This window comes from Octadecabacter arcticus 238 (genome assembly GCF_000155735.2).
GTDB classification, from domain to species: domain Bacteria; phylum Pseudomonadota; class Alphaproteobacteria; order Rhodobacterales; family Rhodobacteraceae; genus Octadecabacter; species Octadecabacter arcticus.
This window is the reverse complement of the sequence record NC_020908.1, coordinates 2,116,784-2,136,340: the sequence shown is the minus strand read 5'-3', so window position 1 is coordinate 2,136,340 and position 19,557 is coordinate 2,116,784. Positions and strand designations below refer to the sequence as shown.

Sequence of the window (19,557 nt, the reverse complement as noted above, 5' to 3'; positions counted from 1 at the left end):
TCGTCCCGTTTTCCGGACAGTTTGCTTATTGACCCTATGCTGCCATTTTCCAAGTCATATCTTCGAAAGCCTGTTTTGGCGTTTTGTAGCCGACGCCTGAATGACGGCGCTGGCGGTTGTAGAAGACCTCAATGTATTCGAAGATGGCGGCCTTGGCCTCAGCGTGTGTTCTAAAGCGCCGCTGGTGAACCATCTCCTTTTTCAATGAAGCAAAGAAGCTTTCCATCGGCGCATTGTCGAGGCATTGGCCCTTGCGGCTCATGGATTGAGTGAGTTTCGCCTTTTTGATCAGCTTGCGATAGTCCCCGCCAGCATATTGGCCGCCCCTATCGGAGTGGTGTATCAATCCCGGAACCGGGCCTCTGCGTCCCAGAGCCATCTCGAGGGCGGCGCAGCAAAGCTCCGCACGCATGTGATCCTCCATCGCCCAACCGACGATCTCACGCGTGGCCATGTCCTTCACGCCAGCCAGATAAAGCCAGCCTTCGTCCGTGTCGATATAGGTGATATCCGCCAGCCAAACGGCATTAGGCGTCTGGCTGTGGAATTTCTGTTCCAACAAGTTTGGGGATGGCTTCAGCTTATGATTGCTGTCCGTTGTGATTGGCTTTCTACGCTTGCGAAGAAGCGGGGACACCTTGTGTTCCTTCATTATTCTCGCAACACGGCGCTCGGAGACGACCTCACTATCCGCCAGTAAGTCTTGGTGAATACGCTTTGATCCATAACATTTCTTACTGGCCTTGAAGAAGGTTTTGGCTCTTCTCCGCTTTGTTGAGTAAGAAAAGATGCTGACCATCAAGTAACCTGTTGATATGTTAGGTTTCTGACAACTTTACATAGGGCAGGTATATGACCATCGACATCTCGCAACATATTTTACGCCTGAAGGGGCAACGTGTAAATGAAATTGAGCTGGCTGAAGACGGTGCGAAGGTTATTGTTCAGTGCAGTCGGGATGCCCGCAGGAGCGCTATAGACCCTGCAACCGGCAAGAAGGGTAGCATCAACCAACATATTCGCCGACAAGTAAACGACATCCCGTTTTTTGGGTATCCTTGTGTGATTGAGATTGAGCTAGCGCAGGTTTTTATTAGCAAGGGTGAGCGCCGCATTGAGGCGTGTCCTTTTGTTGATAAAGGGTGCCGTTTCACCCATCGATTTTGCCATCTTATCAGTGGATTGTGCCGTCATTTATCCATTCTGGCTGTCTCCAGGCATTTAGGTATACGATGGGAGACGGTAAAGAATATCGACAAGGCATACCTGATGGAAACGCTCCCTGCGCTTGATCCCGCACAGCTTGCTGGCTTGGAATACATTGGTGTCGATGAAGTGGCCCGGGCGAAAGGTCATGACTATATGACGGTGGTCTACGATATGGTCGGAGGGCATCTGATCTGGGTGGAAGCCGGTCGAACTGCCGAAGTTTTTTCAAGGTTTTTGAAACAGCTGCGGCCAGATACAGCCCATAAAATAAAGGCCGTGTCGATGGATATGGGGCCTGCCTACCAAAAGGCTGTCAGGGAGTCCTTGCCGATGGCCGACATCGTATTTGACCGTTTCCACGTCATGAAAAACTACAGCAAGGCTATCCATAATCAGCGTCGCCTTGAGTTCAGGAAGGCCGATCCAAGTGGTAAAGAGTTGATGAAGGGCACGCATTATCTGTTGCTCAAAAATGCGGATAAGTTGAATGAAAAACAAAGTAACAAGCTGCAAACGTTGCTGGAGAGCAATAGCAACCTGAATACGCTTTACGTCTTAAAAGAACAGCTTCAGGCTCTGTGGAGCGCCCCATCATTTGAGGGGATGTCAGAGCAACTGGAAAATTGGTGCCTGATCGCAGATCAGTCACACATGCTCTATCTGAAAAAGTTCGCAAAATCCCTAAGAAAACATTGTGTGGGCATATGCAACTACGCGAAACACAAGCTGACAAGCGCCAGGATAGAGGCTGGTAATGTCAGTATAGGAATGATCCGCAAACGAGCCAGGGGCATCAGGGATACCGAATACTTCAAACTCAAAATTAGACAATCATCCATCCCAGATAATCAATCTATGTTCTATTTGAAATCCTAGAATAACTCAACAAAGCGGAGAAGAGCCAAGGTTTTTATCTTGGGAAGCAACGCCTGATCCCGAGCGTCGCGATTAGCTTGACGCTGATCACGTGCAGGCTGACTGGCTGGGAACCCGTAGAACCAGCCCCGGGATATCTCTAGAAGACGGCATAATATTGAAACCGCGTATTGAGCTTTATGGGCGGTGACGAAAGCACGCTTGTTCGTCATGGTTTCACCGCCCGCGCCGCGAAAAAAGCGGATGCTTTGTGCAAAATCTCCACTTCCTCAGCAAGCCGCTTGTTGTCTTTGCGAAGGCGGAGCAATTCAGCCGCATCCGCCTGCTGACGCCGTTTGGCTTCAACTGAGCCAAACGCCTCAATTTCCAAGCGCCACGTCTTCAGCTGCGTCCCAGTGATCCCAAGCTCCTTGGCAACGCTGCCTTGCGTCGCACCAGGCTCATATAACCGCTCAACTGCAGCTGCCTTATAATCGTCTGTATAATTGCGTCGATGTTGTCCCATTTGGTGCCCCTTTCACGGACTGGGGTAAAGTACCCCAATGTCCGGCAACAGGGACGAAGTTCAGGCTGGTGATGATGTGCGCGGCAAGACACCAAATTCGCAACGGCAAATGGCTGCTGTGCATTACCGTGCCAGCCGTCACGGATGTCTGCCGTGCGCAACCGGCACATTCCCAAGTCGCGCGATTTCGCTTTAACGGCCAGCCCTTGCAGGTGCCACAGGAAGGACAGACGAAGCCCTCAGGCCAACGATGTTCCACCAGATAATGCGAACACGCTTCCTCATCAGAAAACCTGGCGTCGAACGCGGGGCGGGACATGGGTTTGTCGTTTTTCCATCTGGCTGGCATGGGAGGAACAATACCAGAACATTCTAGATTGGCAAGCCGCTTCGCACTACATCAGGTGCCGCCGGAGCAAAGGGGATAAGCCTTAGGGGAATGAATGATGAAACAGGTTTATCACGAAGGTTATAATTACGTTTTAGAATACGACAACAACTCACTTATTATGTTCAAAGAAGATACTGACGAGTGGATGGGTGATATTGAATACATCAAAGTATTCACTGTTGAAGGTGATACTCCAAAACCAATCGTACTTTATAGAAAACTCGTATCAGCCGCTAATAAGCTTATCACTCGAGTAAACAAAAATTGGTTCATGTTTAATGTAACAGACCAAAAACGTGCTGATATTTACGAACGGTTTACTTTCCACAAACGGGATTAAAGCCACCGGCTTCCAGCCGGTCCGCTTTAGCGTAATGTACTATAATCTTCCCTCTCATTTTTAAGACCCCGCGAAGCAGTAAGGGTCTTAAAAATGAGAGGGAAGATTATGATCTATTCCACAGGAAGCCATACCAAATTTTATCACCGGTTTCACGTCGTCTGGACAACAAAATACCGATACAAAGTTATGCGCGGTGAGATGCGTGAGCGTATCCGTGAAATCATTATCCAAACATGCCAAGAACTTGGCGTGCATATTGAGAAGGGCGTATTGTCGACCGATCACGTCCACATGTTCATATCGGTCCCGCCTCAGATAGCATTGTCAAAGGTGATGATGCGGATCAAGGGACGCTCGTCTTATAAGATACAGCGCGAGTTTCCCGAACTGCGCAAACGGTACTGGGGCCAGCGGTTTTGGGCTCGCGGATTTTTCTCAACAACTAGCGGCAATGTCACTGACGCTGTCATACTTCAGTATCTTGAATTACATTCAAAAAGGGAACCTACCGGCGTCAGCCGGTAGTCGTTCAGTCGGTCCATCAAAGGTTATTCATGCCAACGAGCTGAAAATTATTTCTATCTTTATAGAGATCAGAAAGTTTAGAGAGATTGTGGTTTTCAAGTAGCATACCTACAAGAAAACTTATTTCACTCACTTGGTTTTGTGTTTGATATGGATATTACAAGGTATGGACAAGAATCCTACTTAGCTGAAATCCCTAGTCATTATCCTACTCAGCCAATAGTAAGTGTTAAAAAATCTGAATGTGATATAATTTATGAATATGATGAATTTGATAGCTTATTAGATGATGAAGATCATTTCTAGTTAGATAAAAATATGTAACAGCCTCATACTTATATGATTGTTCTATGTATTGAATTTATTGAATTTATTGAATTATAACACATGCTTAATAAGGTAATTTCAAGTAAGAACATTAGAAGCAGAGTCCTCCATTTCTACACAGGGCAATCGCGTTTGGCTCATGTTGTTGCCAAGTCACTGAGAATGCTGCGTAAGAAGGTGGTGTCCCAGCCTGCACGTTTGATTTTTATGGAGAGAGAGCCCTTGGATGTGTCACGCCGGAGGACGTCGAGTGCGCGGCGACGTAGAACGGCGATGTTGCCGGGACCGTTGTCTTTCCGATTGCGTGCGGCGTCCTCGCGGAAAGACACATCCAACTGCCAATGAAGGGCATTTTCGATGGCCCAATGGTCGCGGACAGCGGCCAACAGCACCTCAGGTGTGGGAACCCAAGACAGCGCGAAGTAGCGGGTCTCTGAGGTCACCTTTCCGCCCGTCTCTCTGGTCGCCTCGATGCGACCGAACCCCTTGAGGCCAGGGAATTCGTGGTATTCTGCCAATGCCTTAGCCGATACCACGACCGCCTTACGGGTTTCTTTTCTTCCATGGCCGGTATTTTCCGTAACGGCTGTTGGATCGCTTTTGTGCCCCTTGCTGAAACATCCACGGGCGTCAGACAACAGGGATTCCTGGTTACCCTTGAGGGCGAGGCACCAATCACCGCCGCCTGCGTTGATTGCGGCAACCGTGCGGCGGTTGCAATGTAATGCATCACCGGTGACCACCTTGCCCCGCAGATCGATCAACCCAAGCGCCTCTATGGCCGCGCTGAGTTCTGTGCCTCGATCGGCAGGTACTGTCGCCAACGTCAGGCGCAGCCGCGAGGCATAGGCTGAGACCATCATGCGGGTCCGTGCGCTTTCGCCCGGGTCGCGCGCACCCCGTAACGCTTTGCCGTCAATCGCGATGATATCACCGTCTTTGAGGAGCTTGGCCACATCTGCAAGTACCTTACTGAAGGCCGCATCGAGTGCCTTCGGGTCGATGATCCGGAAGACCTCCGAGAAGGTATCATGCGATGGAATGGCATGCTTGAGTTTCAGGAAGTTCCTGAAAAAGCTCTCTTTTGCACGGCCAAATGCGGCCATCTCGGCGCAGGAGGTCGATCCACATAAGACCGACACGAAGGCGATAACGAGCAGTTCACCAAGGTCGTGGCGCACGTTACTGGCGCGCGGATCAGGAACTTCGTCGAAGGCGGATAGAAAAATATGCATGGCGATGAGCACCCGATGAGAACAACCACCCATCCAGAATCCATCCCGCCATCACCTGCAAGAGCAATCCTTTACTCACTCAGTTCCAAACGCGATTCCCCTGCATTTCTACACAGGGGAATTGAGTGCGTAATTTGCCGACTTGCGTACTGAAGCAGGTCAAGCGGCTGTTGTGCGTAATGGGTATGATCCGGCTCGACCATTCCAAACCAGCATTGGCCCTGTGAGCGTGCACGTTCCAAAGGTTGTCAATCGCAGAGAAAAAAGGTCCCTTCGCGAATTGTGTGGGTAGGCCTGCGATGGCCTTTTGATGCTGTCACCAGATGTTGTGGTCGCGAGGTGAGGCGCGTCTAGCGCGTAGACCTCACATATCGCAGCGCCTGACGCGCCGGATCTGTTGGCGTCTGCGATGTCGCAAGGTAGAATATAGTTCCCACAGATCAGAAGATGGAGGGGAACCATGGGGCCCGAGACAAACTTGTTTACGATTGCGCTTGGTCTGCAAGCGCCCTGGAGCGTTTCCGACGTGCGCTTCGATACCAAGGCAAAGGAGATCCACTTCGAGATCCGCTTCAAGCCTGGCACCCGGTTTGCCTGCCCGTCCTGTGGCGCGGCCGATCAGCCGGTCCATGACACGCGGCCCCGGACCTGGGAGCATCTGCGCTTCATTGAGCACAAGGCTTTCATCCACGCCTCCGTTCCCCGTGTTGCCTGTAGCGCATGCGGCAAGACAGGGCAGATCACGGTTCCCTGGGCGCGCAGTGGCAGCGGCTTCAGCCAATTGTTCGAGGCCTTCGTGATCGCTCTGGCCAAAGAGATGCCGGTGAAGGCCATAGCCGATCTTCTCGAGATCGGGGACGACCGGTCATGGCGCGTGCTTGACCACTACGTCCCGGCTGCGCGCGAGCTGGAGGACTTCAGCGACGTGACGGCTGTCGGGATCGACGAGACAGCAGCGCGGCGCGGCCACAATTACATCACCCTGTTCCATGATCTCAAGGCGGGAAGACTGCTCTTTGCCTGTGAAGGCCGCGATGCGGGCACGGTCAAGACTTTCACTGCAGACCTCCGTACCCATGGTGGCGATCCGGACGCCATCACTGCCGCCTGCATCGACATGAGCAGGGCCTATATTGCTGGTATCGGTCGGCATCTGCCGAACGCGGCCATCACCTTCGACAGGTTCCACGTCATCCAGCTGGCCAACGCCGCGCTGGAAGAAGTCAGGCGTGCTGAGGTGCGCGCAGAGCCCGCCCTGAAACGAAGCCGATGGATGTGGCTCAAGGACAAAAAGAAGTGGACCAAAAAACAGATTGCACAGCACCACACGCTATCACGCATGCAGCTGAAGACAGGGCGCGCCTTCCGCTTGAAGGAAGCGCTGCGCGACATCTTTGCAGCGGCGACCACGCGCGCCGAGGCCGAAGAGCGGCTCACCGCATGGTTCCGATGGGCGCGCCGCAGCAAGCTAGCGCCCTTCAAGAAGCTCGCTCTGACCCTGAAAACCCACTGGGATGGTATCCTTAACAGCTTTGAAAGCGCCCTGAGCAATGGCTCAGTTGAGGCCATCAACGGCTTAATCCAAGCCGCCAAGGCGCGCGCCAGAGGATATCGAAAACCACGCAACCTCATCCTCATGGCCTATCTGATCTCTGGCAAACTCAGCCACCTGCAAGCGTCGCCCTACACCACAACATCTAGGGCTATCGTTGAGTGACCGGAAAACAAACTACCCACACAAATCGCGAAATAGCCGAAAAAAAGGCCAGATCTTTTATTGTACTGCCGCCAGCAAGACCAAAATACAACGGTGGCGTTGAACGTGGCAACCGTACCTTTCGCGAGGAATTCTATGCGTGTCGTGATCTCATTGCCGACAGCATAAGCGCTATGAGGTTTGATCTGCGAAAAGCTGTCGAAAAATACAACACATTCAGGCCACATCACGCCTTGAACGGTACCCCCCCATGGAGTACCTTCAAAACACTCAGGCCGAAGCCGCATAAATCTCAAAACACCTGAACCTATACACTGCAACAGAAATAAGTTGAAATTTACATTCATGTTTGGCATTATTATAAAATTCACATTTATTTTGTAAAATACCAAATTAAGGGAGATTTGAATTATGAATAAACAAGTCATGATAGTAGTTGGAATTTGTATAATTTTAGTTGGAATTTTGACCTTTGCGGTAGTAAAGAAGCCACAAAATAAGAACTTTGAACAAGCAGGGGAAACATTAAAGAGCTCACTCTGATTAGTTGCCGGCTGTATGGTTGAGACTATCGTTGTTAATTGTAGGACTGGACACGATACTCGGCGAAAATAGGCTGTTAGGTGATAGTTGTATTGATCTTCTGCTATGGATTGCTGAGGTGCGCGCAGAGCTCGCCCTGAAACGAAGCCGATGGATGTGGCTCAAGGACAAAAAGAAGTGGACCAAAAAACAGATTGCACAGTACCACACGCTATCACGCATGCAGCTGAAGACAGGGCGCGCCTTCCGCTTGAAGGAAGCGCTGCGCGACATCTTTGCGGCGGCGACCACGCGCGCCGAGGCCGAAGAGCGGCTCACCGCATGGTTCCGATGGGCGCGCCGCAGCAAGCTAGCGCCCTTCAAGAAGCTCGCCCTGACCCTGAAAACCCACTGGGATGGTATCCTTAACAGCTTTGAAAGCGCCCTGAGCAATGGCTCAGTTGAGGCCATCAACGGCTTAATCCAAGCCGCCAAGGCGCGCGCCAGAGGATATCGAAAACCACGCAACCTCATCCTCATGGCCTATCTGATCTCTGGCAAACTCAGCCACCTGCAAGCGTCGCCCTACACCACAACATCTAGGGCTATCGTTGAGTGACCAGAAAACAAACTACCCACACAAATCGCGAAATAGCCGGAAAATTACGCCTGATAAATGGCAAGCTCGGCCTCAACTGCTGTCGCAATCAATTGTTGTGCTCCCGTTCTTAACAAATACGTCAGCGGGACCGACATCCCGTTTCGACGCGCAAAATCAACAATGTTAGTCGTTTCCATGGTGGTGTATCTTTCTTCGGTTGGGCTGCTGTCTCACAACAACAATTCAACCAGATACGCCGCCAACCTTCAAACCGCCCAATCACCAGATTCAGTCATAGCTCGTCTCATCAACATAGATGACAAAGACGATTTCTTCCTCTTGCTCAAGAACATTGTCCCGAACATCAACTGCAGTCATCCCTTCAGCCATTGGTAAGAAAGTGACCATTTTTTCTGCTGTGTGAAGCTCGAATTTGCCTACCTCGGTTGGCTCACCAAAGAACTCCACGAGACAGTCGTTGTTAGTGTTTAGAAAGCTGTACAGACGCTCCGGCCAGTTGAAGTCACCATTGTCGTCAGCCTCTAAAGCCTGATACAAAGGGTTTCTTAGCTGAAAAATCAGCCACTCAGCATTACACCCGAGCGTGCATTTGTTAATGTGGTTGTACAAGCTAACGGCTCTTTTCTCGTCACCACCAAAGGCTTCAATAACGGTTTTTGGGAGGTTTTCGGGGTCAAGAAGTTGAATGTTTGTGTCGGTCATTCTTTATTTCTTTCATTTGATTTATGAGGTGGTTGTGAGTTACAGTCCAGAGGGGCTTGATTGATTAAGTTACAGACTTAATAAAAGCGCTCTGAACAGCTAATGCCTCATAGAATAAAGGTGTCTGAGGATATAACGCCCCAAAGTGACCGCCATCAATTTCATAAAGCTGCTTTCTATTTTTCAATCTGTTGAAGACTTCTAATTGTACTTCACGAATGACTTGAGGCATTTCATCTTTCTTACCATTCATCATCAAAACAGGCACCTGTATAAAGGGCGCGGTTACTAATGGTGAAAAGGGAACTTCCGTCTTAGGAATAACACGTGTGACCCTATTCTCCCAGTCGCTGTTCCACTGGCCGCCTTGGTCGAGAAACCAACGGAAAGCTTGTATTGGCTTAAGTAAGGAAGGGTTAGCCTCTTGGTCAGACGAAACAACCGGCATTGGACCTTCCCGGGCCAAATCCTCAAGCTGATCAAATTCACCATTGTAAAAAATACGTTTCAGAGTCTCGAAGCTTTTCTCCGGATCTTCAAATTCTAGCACATCCAATCCGCATGGGGCTGAGAATGAAATCGCACCGGCTAAATTATCGATGAGGCTAGCCACAACCAAAGTCATCATTCCTGCAAAGCTGTCACCCCAGAGTACTATTTTACCGTTATGAGATTCTTCCTGTGATTTTACGAACGCAACGGCATCGGCTATGCCTCTACCCTGCACCCAAGGGTTTATGGTTTGTCTGATTTTGCCTTCGCTTCTACCAAACCCAACGTGGTCATAGAGAAAAACATTGAAACCAGTTTTTTGAAATTCGATGGCATAACTAGATAGTGCCATTGATACAGTGCCAGTAGTTCCATGACACATAACTATACAGGGCGCATTGTCTTTATCCTGAGCAGCATACCATCTGCCTCTTAAGATTGAGCCTTCTGATGTAAATTCTTTTTCTATAAACATATTAATTACTCACTTTTAATGGGTCAGGAAGACTTTCAAATAGCTGATCATTTTGCAGAGTGAAGTTCAAGTACAAAATCTAAAATACCTTCATGTTAACATGGCTAAAGGCGAGTTATAGCCGAAAGTTGGTGACGGCCCAGATGGGCAGGGGAATCGCATATGGATTCTTCTCGTCGCATCGAAATCGAAAAACATAAAACCTGACCACGAGCGCGACGAGAGAGCCGAGCAGTTCGCGCTTTGTTCGCTATTATTCGAGCTCAAATTTCCAAACGCGATAGCCCTGCCCAGATGGGCGGCATATCATGGCGTTGTTAGGACGCCGCAATTCTCATTGAAAAAAGGATATGCCACATGACCAAGAATACAGTTGATCGACTTTGCATCTTCATATGAAGACATAGCAGTTTTTTTTTCTGGGATGAAACTATAAACATCCTAATCATATGGTACTAGAGTAAGGCATATTATTTGGTCCCTTCGCGAATTGTGTGGGTAGGCCTGCGATGGCCTTTTGATGCTGTCACCAGATGTTGTGGTCGCGAGGTGAGGCGCGTCTAGCGCGTAGACCTCACATATCGCAGCGCCTGACGCGCCGGATCTGTTGGCGTCTGCGATGTCGCAAGGTAGAATATAGTTCCCACAGATCAGAAGATGGAGGGGAACCATGGGGCCCGAGACAAACTTGTTTACGATTGCGCTTGGTCTGCAAGCGCCCTGGAGCGTTTCCGACGTGCGCTTCGATACCAAGGCAAAGGAAATCCACTTCGAGATCCGCTTCAAGCCTGGCACCCGGTTTGCCTGCCCGTCCTGTGGCGCGGCCGATCAGCCGGTCCATGACACGCGGCCCCGGACCTGGGAGCATCTGCGCTTCTTTGAGCACAAGGCTTTCATCCACGCCTCCGTTCCCCGTGTTGCCTGTAGCGCATGCGGCAAGACAGGGCAGATCACGGTTCCCTGGGCGCGCAGTGGCAGCGGCTTCAGCCAATTGTTCGAGGCCTTTGTGATCGCTCTGGCCAAAGAGATGCCGGTGAAGGCCATAGCCGATCTTCTCGAGATCGGGGACGACCGGTCATGGCGCGTGCTTGACCACTACGTCCCGGCTGCGCGCGAGCTGGAGGACTTCAGCGACGTGACGGCTGTCGGGATCGACGAGACAGCAGCGCGGCGCGGCCACAATTACATCACCCTGTTCCATGATCTCAAGGCGGAAAGACTGCTCTTTGCCTGTGAAGGCCATGATGCGGGCACGGTCAAGACTTTCACTGCAGACCTCCGTACCCATGGTGGCGATCCGGACGCCATCACTGCCGCCTGCATCGACATGAGCAGGGCCTATATTGCTGGTATCGGTCGGCATCTGCCGAACGCGGCCATCACCTTCGACAGGTTCCACGTCATCCAGCTGGTTAACGCCGCGCTGGAAGAAGTCAGGCGTGCTGAGGTGCGCGAAGAGCCCGCCCTGAAACGAAGCCGATGGATGTGGCTCAAGGACAAAAAGAAGTGGACCAAAAAACAGATTGCACAGCACCACACGCTATCACGCATGCAGCTGAAGACAGGGCGCGCCTTCCGCTTGAAGGAAGCGCTGCGCGACATCTTTGCGGCGGCGACCACGCGCGCCGAGGCCGAAGAGCGGCTCACCGCATGGTTCCGATGGGCGCGCCGCAGCAAGCTAGCGCCCTTCAAGAAGCTCGCCCTGACCCTGAAAACCCACTGGGATGGTATCCTTAACAGCTTTGAAAGCGCCCTGAGCAATGGCTCAGTTGAGGCCATCAACGGCTTAATCCAAGCCGCCAAGGCGCGCGCCAGAGGATATCGAAAACCACGCAACCTCATCCTCATGGCCTATCTGATCTCTGGCAAACTCAGCCACCTGCAAGCGTCGCCCTACACCACAACATCTAGGGCTATCGTTGAGTGACCGGAAAACAAACTACCCACACAAATCGCGAAATAGCCAATTATAAACAACCTCTCCAGTATCAAGACAAAAGCCTTAACGTGCCTTGAATTAATTATCGAATAATTAAAGCTATCCCGTGATGATAACGTTTCATAAAGACCTCGATGTATTTTCTGATAAACAGCTTTCTTGAATTGCTCATATTTAGACATTTCCTTAACAGAGATGGTTAATACCAATGATAAATTTGAAACTGTTTAAACATCTTCATGCTTAAATAACAGTCTACATTGATAAATGAGTTCTTGTTGTTTGGTTTTTAGTTTCATAGCTGTAAATTCCTTTCGGCAATAGTAATCCATTGACGTTGATATACGCGCCTTTGGATCGTTAATAATTTAGATTGTTAGAAGGATCACCGTAGCGAGGTTTGTAGCCATTGATCCATTAATAAAAAAAGATGCGTGTATCTCGATGAAAAATCAAAAAATAGTAATTTGTGTTTTATCGATAGATATTAACTCAATATCATGATTTTATTGATTGGCATTAGAACAATTAAATATGACGTTGAAGAAAAATAAATACGTCACATTTTATTCACTTTTGGATAAAAATTCCGAACAGCTTGGATTCAAACATCAAGTGCAACGGTTGATTTAAAGGCCACGATTTCGTCGGCCATAGCTTCAGCGGGTGTTCTCCATCCGAGGGTTTTTCTTGGACGGTTGTTCATCAGGTTTGCAACGTCGTTGAGCCATGTTTGGCTTGCACCGTTCAGGTCAGTTCCTTTGGGCATGAACTGACGCAGCAGTCCGTTGGTGTTCTCGTTGCTGCCGCGCTGCTAGGGAGCATGCGGATCGCAGAACCAGATATCAATTTTCAATCGTCGCGCCAATTCACGATGGCAGGCCATTTCGGAGCCACGGTCATAGGTCATGCTCTTGCGCAAATCAGCGGGTAGTCGTCTCATCTGGCGGGTGAAGCTGTCAAGCGCGGCCTCGGCCCCATTGCCATCCATTTTGCAAAGAATGACAAAGCGTGTCTTGCGCTCGACCAAGGTCCCCACTGACGAGCGATTGAATGCGCCCTTGATGAGGTCGCCCTCCCAATGGCCTGGTACCAGTCGTGCTTCGATCGCTTCAGGGCGATTGATAATGCGCAATGATTCCGGGACCATAGCACTGCCCGCCGCTGTCCTGCGCTTGAGCCCACGCTTAGGCTTCGCTTGACGCAACGCCTCGATCATCGCCGCCTTCAGCCCGCCACGTGGCTGCGCGTAAATCGCGGCATAGATGGTCTCATGGCTCACATGGGCGGATGGATCATCAGGCTTCATGAGACGCAGTCTCTGCGCAATCTGCTCAGGCGACCAGTGCAGATGTACGAGCTTGCCATGAACGCAACGATTAAGATCGCTCCCCTCCACAAGCTTGCGCTTGCGGCGGCAGCGCGCGCGCCGAGCATCATAGGCCTGCCGCTTGCGGGCAATAGCTGCCGTCTTCCTGCCGACCTCGCGCCAGCTCACGGCAGATCGTGCTCGCCGGGCGATGCAAAAGCTGGCCGATCAACCGCTGACTGCTGCCCCTATTATGCTCGGCTAATATCACGCCACGGTCCTCGCTGCTGAGGTGCTTGCTTCGTATGTCCATCACAACATCCTATGCCCAAAGGGCTCTGAGTGTTGCATTTGAAACTTGAGTCTAAGCATTGCCGCTAGTTGTTGAGAAAAATCCGCGAGCCCAAAACCGCTGGCCCCAGTACCGTTTGCGCAGTTCGGGAAACTCGCGCTGTATCTTATAAGACGAGCGTCCCTTGATCCGCATCATCACCTTTGACAAAGCTATCTGAGGCGGGACCGATATGAACATGTGGACGTGATCGGTCGACAATACGCCCTTCTCAATATGCACGCCAAGTTCTTGGCATGTTTGGATAATGATTTCACGGATACGCTCACGCATCTCACCGCGCATAACTTTGTATCGGTATTTTGTTGTCCAGACGACGTGAAACCGGTGATAAAATTTGGTATGGCTTCCTGTGGAATAGATCATAATCTTCCCTCTCATTTTTAAGACCCGTTCCCCTCCGTACCAATAAGCGTGAGACAATTGACTGGCTAAAGTTTACACTTGAGGGCGTAGGAGAACGAACCCATGGTTATGCCTTCACAATCACCACTTTCGCCAGATGCTGGATCTGGAGCCGTTTTGGCCCCGACGTCGCCTCCCCGCGTTGTTAATGCGCCGTTGGCTCCCACAGCGGAACTGACGAGCATCCCGAAGCGACGCAACTTCACAGCCAAATACAAACTGCGCATTCTGGATGAGACGGACCAAGTGGCAGACACTGGCGGGGTTTCCGCCATTCTACGGCGGGAGGGGCTTTATTCCTCTGCACTGACCGATTGGCGCCGTGCGCGGGCGGCCGGCACATTGGGTGCATTGCAGCCAATGCGCCGTGGCCCACAAAAGGCACCTGCCAATCCATTGCAAGCTGAGCTGGCTAAGGCCAACCGTGAGGTGACAGCCTTGCGGCGCCGTCTGGATCAGGCGGAAGCCATCATTGCCATCCAAAAAAAAGTGGCGGGACTTCTGGACGAGATGGAGCAGACGCAAGAGCGCAGCGGCAAATCATGATGGCCGTCGCGATTGCATTGCCCACCGGCAGCGGCTTGACCTCGGCTGTCTGCGCCGCGCTATCATTATCGCGCGCGAGCGTTCTTCGACAGCGTGCGGCGCTGACGGCACCACCACGCACACGCCCACCGCGCGCAGCGTCTTCGCGGGCTCTGCCGGAAAGGGAAAGAGACCAGGTATTGCACCACCTGCGCGAACCCCGCTTTGCGGATCAGACGCCCACAGAGGTCTTTGCCACCTTGCTGGATGAAGGCACCTATCTGTGTTCAATCCGCACGATGTATCGGATATTGGCCGCGCAGGGCGAAGTTGGCGAACGCCGCCGACAGCGCACACATCCCGTCTATCAAAAGCCTGAACTTCTAGCTGAAGCCCCCAATCAGGTCTGGTCTTGGGACATCACCAAGCTGAGGGGCCCGGTGAAATGGTCCTACTTCTATCTCTATGTCATCCTCGACATCTTCAGCCGCCGCGTTGTTGGCTGGCGCGTCGAGCACGCGGAGAGCGCCAGCCAGTTCAAAGAGCTGTTCATCGACGCGATGGAAAAACACGAGGTTCCACGCGATCAGCTGACATTGCATGCAGATCGCGGTGGGCCCATGAAGGCAAAGACGACAGCCCTGATGCTGGTTGATCTTGGTGTGCTCAAGTCCCACAGTCGGCCCCACACCTCAAACGACAACCCGTTCTCCGAAGCCCACTTCAAAACACTGAAATATCAGCCAGAGTTCCCCAAGAACTTTGAAACCATCGAGCAGGCTCGCGCATTCTGCCGCAGGTTCTTTGCATGGTATAACCAAGACCATCATCACGCCGGGATTGGTCTGATGACGCCCGACCAAATCCATTTTGGGCAGGCCCAAGAAATCTACACCGCGCGACAAGCAACACTAGACGCGGCATTCCTCGCCACGCCCGAACGCTTCGTACACAAACCACCAAAACCGCCTCAAATCCCGACCGCCGTCTGGATCAACCCACCAAAACCAACCGAAGAAACCCAAGCCTAAAGTCCAAAAGCCACTGTCTCAAAGTCGTTGACACGTTCCGAGACGACTACCCGCTGATTTGCGCAAGAGCATGACCTATGACTGTGGCTCCGAAATGGCCTGCCATCCGGAATTGGCGCGACGATTGAAAATTGATATCTGGTTCTGCGATCCGCATGCTCCCTGGCAGCGCGGCAGCAACGAGAACACCAACGGACTGCTGCGTCAGTTCATGCCCAAAGGAACTGACCTGAACGGTGCAAGCCAAACATGGCTCAACGACGTTGCAAACCTGATGAACAACCGTCCAAGAAAAACCCTCGGATGGAGAACACCCGCTGAAGCTATGGCCGACGAAATCGTGGCCTTTAAATCAACCGTTGCACTTGATGTTTGAATCCAAGCTGTCGATCCGCCACATACCCTAAAATAATTGTTTATCATCAAAAGTTTAGGGCGGTCATGGTTTCTGACGTCCCCCATTTAGGCCGCCATTCCTGTTTTGATGGAAAGTGTGGATTGCCTTGGAACTCAGATTCCCTGAATTGTGCATTCGTGCAGTTTCTACCTGATACCGGTCCCTATACCGATGGGCTGGATGAATTTACCGCCCCTCACACTAACGGACCGACTACCCTAGATGAGCGCGCCACATCCCGTCGACGGCATGTTGATAAAAGTTAAGGTTCGTCACCACCTCAAAACCTCGCAAAACCTGACATTCATAGATTTTGCGCAGTAATACGCGCCCGCGACCCTTAGGTCGCCCACAGGCCCACGTCGCAGGCGCGGTTGTGTTGCGAAGTAGAGGCGCAGCGGCCTGTGCGGGGCTAAAATCAGGCTGTGCGTTTGAAATACAATCAAAGGATTCAATGCAGATTGCGCCGCCTGTCCTTTTCAACTTTTTTCAACAGGTCAGAGGTGGCCTATGCGCCGGGGCCGTTGTATTCCGCCAGCCTAGCCAGTGTTCCTTTTGCGACCGATACCAGGCCCCGTCGTAACCAGCCTCAACGCTAATCGCATCTTCGAGCTATTTTGTGCGACGCAAATATTCAGGCAGTGGGCGGATACGGTGGCACCAGGGCCGAATGAAATGTCACGGGCTGGCCGTTTTTTGAGCGAACCTTGGGAATGCGCTGAATGTACGACGAAAGTTTCGTCTTTTGCCCTCGTGACTAATGACAATGCACGCTCTATAGGCTGTTGTGCCGTCTGCCCTGGGTCTTTCTGCGATAGTTCCCATGAATCCGTACCCCATTTTTCAAAGTGTACCCCATCATGGGGTACACGCTTGTAGGGTCAAGCAGAAATAAGTGGTTTCAAGGGCTTTCGAGGAACAATTGAGAATAACTAAATCCAACTGGAATGGTTAATAACCCAATGAAAACAAACCTTTACACTGCTTCTCGATTATCGGTTGCACCGATGATGGATTGGACTGATAGGCATTGTCGCTATCTGCACCGTTTGCTGTCCAAGCGCGCGCTTCTTTATACTGAAATGGTGACGTCACCGGCGCTGGTGCGCGGTCAGGCGCGGCATTTGTTGCGTTTTGATCCGGTCGAACAACCCGTGGCGCTGCAACTTGGCGGATCTGATCCGGCTGAGTTGGCGAGGGCGGCGGAAATGGGTGCGGATGAGGGGTATCCTGAAATCAACCTTAATGTCGGCTGCCCGTCGGACCGTGTGCAATCGGGATGTTTTGGGGCCGTGTTGATGGAGCAACCTGCACTTGTTGCCGCGTGTTGCGCTGCGATGATCAGGGCACAACCGTCTGAAGTCACGGTGAAATGTCGCATCGGCGTCGATGATCAGGATTCAGAAATTGTGTTGCCGGAATTCTTGGCGCAGATCGTCGGGGCAGGCGTGACGCGGGTGACGATCCATGCGCGCAAAGCATGGTTGAAAGGGTTAAGCCCGAAAGAAAACCGCGATATCCCACCGCTGGACTACGATTTGGTGCTGCGGATGAAGGGGTTGTTCCCGAACCTGCATATTTCAATCAACGGCGGGGTTGGATCGTTGGAGCACGCGAAAGAATTGCTCGACCTAGGGCTGGATGGGGTGATGATCGGCCGGGCGGCGTATCACAACCCGGCAGATATTTTGCAGCGCGCCGACGCGGTGATTTGGGGCGATGATCTCGGCCCTGATCCGCTGGATGTGGTGCTACAGATGCGCAGCTATATCGAGGCGCACATGTCCGATGAAACCCGGAGTGGCGGCAAGTTGGCCCATGTCACCAAGCATATGATGGGCCTTTTTGCTGGTCAGCCGGGGTCGCGGCAATGGCGGCGCTATCTGTCGGAAAACGCATACCGCAGTGGCGCGGGCTGGTCGGTCGTCGAGGATGCCCTGGCCGCGATGGAACAGGCTGCCGCTTAGGGTTGTCGTCGGGCCGTGTTCGGGGCAATGCTGGCGCGAACAAAACCGGAGAGCGTGATGCCTGAGATGTCTGTCCATTTGCCCCTTGTGGGGTTGCTTATGGTGATTGGCGCATTTGCTGGCGTTCTGGCGGGGCTTTTGGGGGTCGGCGGCGGTATCGTCTTGGTGCCTGCGTTCTTTTATGCGTTTTCCGCACTTGGCTATGACAGCCCGCAATTGATGCAGATTTGTCTGGGCACGTCGCTGGCGACGATCATTGTCACATCGCTCAGATCGCTGAATTCGCACCATAAAAAGAATGCGGTGGAGTGGGACATCCTGCGCGGTTGGGGCCTTGGGATTGTGATTGGCGCATTGATTGGGGTCGCTGTGGCGACGCAATTGCGCTCGGTCGTGTTGCAGGCGCTGTTTGGCGGTTTGGGCATGTGCATTGGTTTGTACATGACCCTTGGTCGATCAGACTGGCGGCTCGGTGATGCGATGCCGACAGGGGTATTGCGCGCCGTCCTTTCGCCGCTGACCGGCTTTTTGTCGGTTTTGATGGGCATTGGTGGTGGGTCGTTCGGCGTGCCGACAATGACATTGTACGGCGTGCCGATCCACCGTGCGGTCGCCACTGCAAGCGGGTATGGCGTGATCATCGCGCTGCCTGCCGTGATCGGGTTTTTGTTCGCGGATATAGCGGTCGCACCGCCTTTGACCGTTGGGGCCGTGAACTTTGGTGCGTTCGGTGTGGTCGTTGCAATGACACTAATAACCGCGCCCTGGGGCGCGGCATTGGCGCACCGGTTGGACCCGAAACCGCTGAAGCGGGTGTTCGGCGTGTTCCTGATTTTGGTGGCGCTGAACATGCTGCGCAAGGTGCTTCTTGGCTGATTTGGCAAAGGATGGTTTCGTCGTCTTTGACACCGATCCGCGCGTGACCCGTTGGGCCACGCGCGCCCATGTTGCGGCCTGTGATGTCGCAAGTGATCCAGTCCAGCGCGCCAAATGGCTGCGTCATGGCGAGACGTGGTTTGTCGGTGTCGACGCATTGCCCAACGGGGCCGATGGGTCGATTGGGGATGTTGGTCTGTCGGGACCTTGGAACGACATCATAACGGCGCCCAAAGCATGGCACCGCGCGCAGGTGTCCGTCGTTTATGATGGTTATCCGAAAAAAGATCCGCAAGAGAGCGAGGCTGCGCACAAGTTTCGCGTCAACCGATGTGCAGCCCACGTGGACGGGCTGCATCTTGAGGCGGGGCGGCGGATCGTGCGTGAACCGCATGCGTTTATTCTTGGGCTGCCCCTGAACAATAGTGATGCCTGCTCGCTGGTGGTTTGGCGCGGCAGTCATTTGGTAATGCGCGTGACACTGGCGGAAGCGGTTGGGTCTTGTGATCCGTGCGGCGTGGATGTGACCGAGGCCTACATCGCGGCGCGGCGCGCGGTTTTTGACACCTGCGAGGCCGTCGAGGTGCCATTGCGGGTTGGGCAGGCGGTTCTTGTAGATCGCTTTGCGCTGCACGGGGTCGCGCCATGGCACAGCGGCGATACTGCCCCCCCGGAAGGGCGGATGATTGCGTATTTTCGACCGGAGTTTGACGATCCGACCGACTGGTTCGTAGGCTGAGGATCTTAGGCTGATCGACCCTGCGGGGCGAGTTTTTTTGCCAAGATGAAGCTGAAACGGGTTTTGAAGTGCGCTG

General features: G+C 52.4%; 17 protein-coding genes and 6 pseudogenes. 13 read left to right on the top strand and 10 right to left on the bottom strand.

Annotated elements, in window-relative coordinates:
- Positions 1–34: 34 nt before the first annotated feature.
- Positions 35–799: an IS3 family transposase gene (locus OA238_RS11100; protein ID WP_245581500.1), complete on the bottom strand. Its 765-nt coding sequence runs from the start codon at positions 797–799 to the stop codon at positions 35–37.
- A gap of 53 nt (positions 800–852) precedes the next feature.
- On the opposite strand from OA238_RS11100, the gene OA238_RS11095 reads away from it, so the two are divergent.
- Complete coding sequence (locus OA238_RS11095) at positions 853–2,085, top strand: ISL3 family transposase (protein WP_015495002.1); 1,233 nt, start codon at positions 853–855, stop codon at positions 2,083–2,085.
- Here OA238_RS11095 and OA238_RS11090 read toward each other — a convergent pair.
- The 3 genes and pseudogenes from OA238_RS11090 to OA238_RS30085 all read right to left on the bottom strand — a co-directional run.
- Positions 2,082–2,297: a hypothetical protein gene (locus OA238_RS11090; RefSeq protein ID WP_044036682.1), complete on the bottom strand. Its 216-nt coding sequence runs from the start codon at positions 2,295–2,297 to the stop codon at positions 2,082–2,084. The genes OA238_RS11095 and OA238_RS11090 overlap by 4 nt on opposite strands.
- Positions 2,294–2,590, bottom strand: coding sequence for a transposase (locus OA238_RS11085; RefSeq protein WP_015495240.1), 297 nt, complete (start codon positions 2,588–2,590; stop codon positions 2,294–2,296). Before OA238_RS11085 ends, OA238_RS11090 begins: the two co-directional genes overlap by 4 nt.
- Positions 2,591–2,654: 64 nt before the next feature.
- Positions 2,655–2,939: pseudogene (locus OA238_RS30085) on the bottom strand (transposase); the annotation flags it as partial.
- A gap of 94 nt (positions 2,940–3,033) precedes the next feature.
- On the opposite strand from OA238_RS30085, the gene OA238_RS11080 reads away from it, so the two are divergent.
- Together OA238_RS11080 and tnpA (OA238_RS11075) are read left to right on the top strand one after the other, a co-directional pair.
- Positions 3,034–3,321, top strand: a complete 288-nt coding sequence (locus OA238_RS11080; RefSeq protein WP_044036681.1) for a hypothetical protein — start codon at positions 3,034–3,036, stop codon at positions 3,319–3,321.
- Positions 3,322–3,429: 108 nt separating this feature from the next.
- Entirely contained in the window at positions 3,430–3,849 is a 420-nt protein-coding gene (tnpA, locus tag OA238_RS11075; protein WP_015494130.1) for an IS200/IS605 family transposase, read from the top strand.
- Between the two features lie 464 nt (positions 3,850–4,313).
- On the opposite strand, the gene OA238_RS11070 is transcribed toward tnpA (OA238_RS11075), so the two are convergent.
- Positions 4,314–5,444, bottom strand: coding sequence for an ISAs1 family transposase (locus OA238_RS11070; RefSeq protein ID WP_015495239.1), 1,131 nt, complete (start codon positions 5,442–5,444; stop codon positions 4,314–4,316).
- A gap of 427 nt (positions 5,445–5,871) precedes the next feature.
- Between OA238_RS11070 and OA238_RS11065 the strand changes: the two genes are divergently transcribed.
- The 4 genes and pseudogenes from OA238_RS11065 to OA238_RS11055 all read left to right on the top strand — a co-directional run.
- On the top strand, positions 5,872–7,128 hold the full coding sequence (locus tag OA238_RS11065; protein ID WP_015495238.1) for an ISL3 family transposase: 1,257 nt from the start codon (positions 5,872–5,874) through the stop codon (positions 7,126–7,128).
- A gap of 59 nt (positions 7,129–7,187) precedes the next feature.
- A pseudogene (locus tag OA238_RS31730) lies at positions 7,188–7,433 on the top strand (integrase core domain-containing protein); the annotation flags it as partial.
- A 106-nt stretch (positions 7,434–7,539) separates the two neighbouring features.
- The gene (locus OA238_RS34470) at positions 7,540–7,671 is read left to right on the top strand and encodes a hypothetical protein (protein ID WP_275450498.1); all 132 of its coding nucleotides are present in this window, start codon (positions 7,540–7,542) and stop codon (positions 7,669–7,671) included.
- A gap of 112 nt (positions 7,672–7,783) precedes the next feature.
- Positions 7,784–8,269, top strand: a pseudogene (locus OA238_RS11055) (transposase); the annotation flags it as partial.
- 47 nt (positions 8,270–8,316) lie between these two features.
- Here OA238_RS11055 and OA238_RS31725 read toward each other — a convergent pair.
- The 3 genes and pseudogenes from OA238_RS31725 to OA238_RS11045 form a co-directional block, all read right to left on the bottom strand.
- A pseudogene (locus OA238_RS31725) lies at positions 8,317–8,448 on the bottom strand (IS256 family transposase); the annotation flags it as partial.
- Between the two features lie 91 nt (positions 8,449–8,539).
- Positions 8,540–8,974 carry a hypothetical protein gene (locus tag OA238_RS11050; protein ID WP_015495237.1) on the bottom strand — a complete coding sequence of 145 codons (435 nt, stop codon included), beginning with the start codon at positions 8,972–8,974 and terminating at the stop codon, positions 8,540–8,542.
- A 64-nt stretch (positions 8,975–9,038) separates the two neighbouring features.
- The gene (locus tag OA238_RS11045) at positions 9,039–9,941 is read right to left on the bottom strand and encodes an alpha/beta hydrolase (protein WP_015495236.1); all 903 of its coding nucleotides are present in this window, start codon (positions 9,939–9,941) and stop codon (positions 9,039–9,041) included.
- Positions 9,942–10,611: 670 nt separating this feature from the next.
- Here OA238_RS11045 and OA238_RS11040 point away from each other — a divergent pair.
- On the top strand, positions 10,612–11,868 hold the full coding sequence (locus OA238_RS11040; RefSeq protein ID WP_015495235.1) for an ISL3 family transposase: 1,257 nt from the start codon (positions 10,612–10,614) through the stop codon (positions 11,866–11,868).
- A gap of 616 nt (positions 11,869–12,484) precedes the next feature.
- Here the strand turns inward: OA238_RS11040 and OA238_RS30075 are convergent.
- Together OA238_RS30075 and tnpA (OA238_RS11030) are read right to left on the bottom strand one after the other, a co-directional pair.
- Positions 12,485–13,502: pseudogene (locus OA238_RS30075) on the bottom strand (IS30 family transposase).
- Positions 13,503–13,553: 51 nt separating this feature from the next.
- Positions 13,554–13,907 (bottom strand): IS200/IS605 family transposase, encoded by a 354-nt coding sequence (gene tnpA, locus OA238_RS11030; protein ID WP_015495234.1) that lies wholly within the window; start codon positions 13,905–13,907, stop codon positions 13,554–13,556.
- 102 nt (positions 13,908–14,009) lie between these two features.
- On the opposite strand from tnpA (OA238_RS11030), the gene OA238_RS11020 reads away from it, so the two are divergent.
- The 5 genes and pseudogenes from OA238_RS11020 to OA238_RS11000 all read left to right on the top strand — a co-directional run bounded on the left by OA238_RS11020 (position 14,010) and on the right by OA238_RS11000 (position 19,481).
- A protein-coding gene (locus OA238_RS11020; protein WP_085982719.1) for an IS3 family transposase occupies positions 14,010–15,502 on the top strand; the annotation gives its coding sequence in 2 pieces (ribosomal slippage) (positions 14,010–14,460 and positions 14,460–15,502; 1,494 coding nt in all).
- Between the two features lie 46 nt (positions 15,503–15,548).
- A pseudogene (locus OA238_RS11015) lies at positions 15,549–15,878 on the top strand (IS30 family transposase); the annotation flags it as partial.
- Between the two features lie 968 nt (positions 15,879–16,846).
- Positions 16,847–17,866, top strand: coding sequence for a tRNA dihydrouridine(20/20a) synthase DusA (gene dusA / locus OA238_RS11010; protein WP_015495233.1), 1,020 nt, complete (start codon positions 16,847–16,849; stop codon positions 17,864–17,866).
- Between the two features lie 57 nt (positions 17,867–17,923).
- The gene (locus OA238_RS11005) at positions 17,924–18,742 is read left to right on the top strand and encodes a sulfite exporter TauE/SafE family protein (protein ID WP_015495232.1); all 819 of its coding nucleotides are present in this window, start codon (positions 17,924–17,926) and stop codon (positions 18,740–18,742) included.
- Positions 18,735–19,481: a hypothetical protein gene (locus OA238_RS11000; RefSeq protein ID WP_015495231.1), complete on the top strand. Its 747-nt coding sequence runs from the start codon at positions 18,735–18,737 to the stop codon at positions 19,479–19,481. Before OA238_RS11005 ends, OA238_RS11000 begins: the two co-directional genes overlap by 8 nt.
- Positions 19,482–19,557: the final 76 nt, after the last annotated feature.

Bases quoted from the DNA above. Each gene is read 5' to 3' on its own strand.
- OA238_RS11090 (WP_044036682.1), bottom strand. From the start codon at position 2,297: ATGACGAACAAGCGTGCTTTCGTCACCGCCCATAAAGCTCAATACGCG.
- OA238_RS11085 (WP_015495240.1), bottom strand. From the start codon at position 2,590: ATGGGACAACATCGACGCAATTATACAGACGATTATAAGGCAGCTGCA.
- OA238_RS11095 (WP_015495002.1), top strand. From the start codon at position 853: ATGACCATCGACATCTCGCAACATATTTTACGCCTGAAGGGGCAACGT.
- OA238_RS11080 (WP_044036681.1), top strand. From the start codon at position 3,034: ATGATGAAACAGGTTTATCACGAAGGTTATAATTACGTTTTAGAATAC.
- tnpA (WP_015494130.1), top strand. From the start codon at position 3,430: ATGATCTATTCCACAGGAAGCCATACCAAATTTTATCACCGGTTTCAC.
- dusA (WP_015495233.1), top strand. From the start codon at position 16,847: ATGGTTAATAACCCAATGAAAACAAACCTTTACACTGCTTCTCGATTA.
- OA238_RS34470 (WP_275450498.1), top strand. From the start codon at position 7,540: ATGAATAAACAAGTCATGATAGTAGTTGGAATTTGTATAATTTTAGTT.
- OA238_RS11040 (WP_015495235.1), top strand. From the start codon at position 10,612: ATGGGGCCCGAGACAAACTTGTTTACGATTGCGCTTGGTCTGCAAGCG.
- OA238_RS11100 (WP_245581500.1), bottom strand. From the start codon at position 799: ATGGTCAGCATCTTTTCTTACTCAACAAAGCGGAGAAGAGCCAAAACC.
- OA238_RS11065 (WP_015495238.1), top strand. From the start codon at position 5,872: ATGGGGCCCGAGACAAACTTGTTTACGATTGCGCTTGGTCTGCAAGCG.
- OA238_RS11070 (WP_015495239.1), bottom strand. From the start codon at position 5,444: ATGGGTGGTTGTTCTCATCGGGTGCTCATCGCCATGCATATTTTTCTA.
- OA238_RS11005 (WP_015495232.1), top strand. From the start codon at position 17,924: ATGCCTGAGATGTCTGTCCATTTGCCCCTTGTGGGGTTGCTTATGGTG.
- OA238_RS11045 (WP_015495236.1), bottom strand. From the start codon at position 9,941: ATGTTTATAGAAAAAGAATTTACATCAGAAGGCTCAATCTTAAGAGGC.
- OA238_RS11050 (WP_015495237.1), bottom strand. From the start codon at position 8,974: ATGACCGACACAAACATTCAACTTCTTGACCCCGAAAACCTCCCAAAA.
- tnpA (WP_015495234.1), bottom strand. From the start codon at position 13,907: ATGATCTATTCCACAGGAAGCCATACCAAATTTTATCACCGGTTTCAC.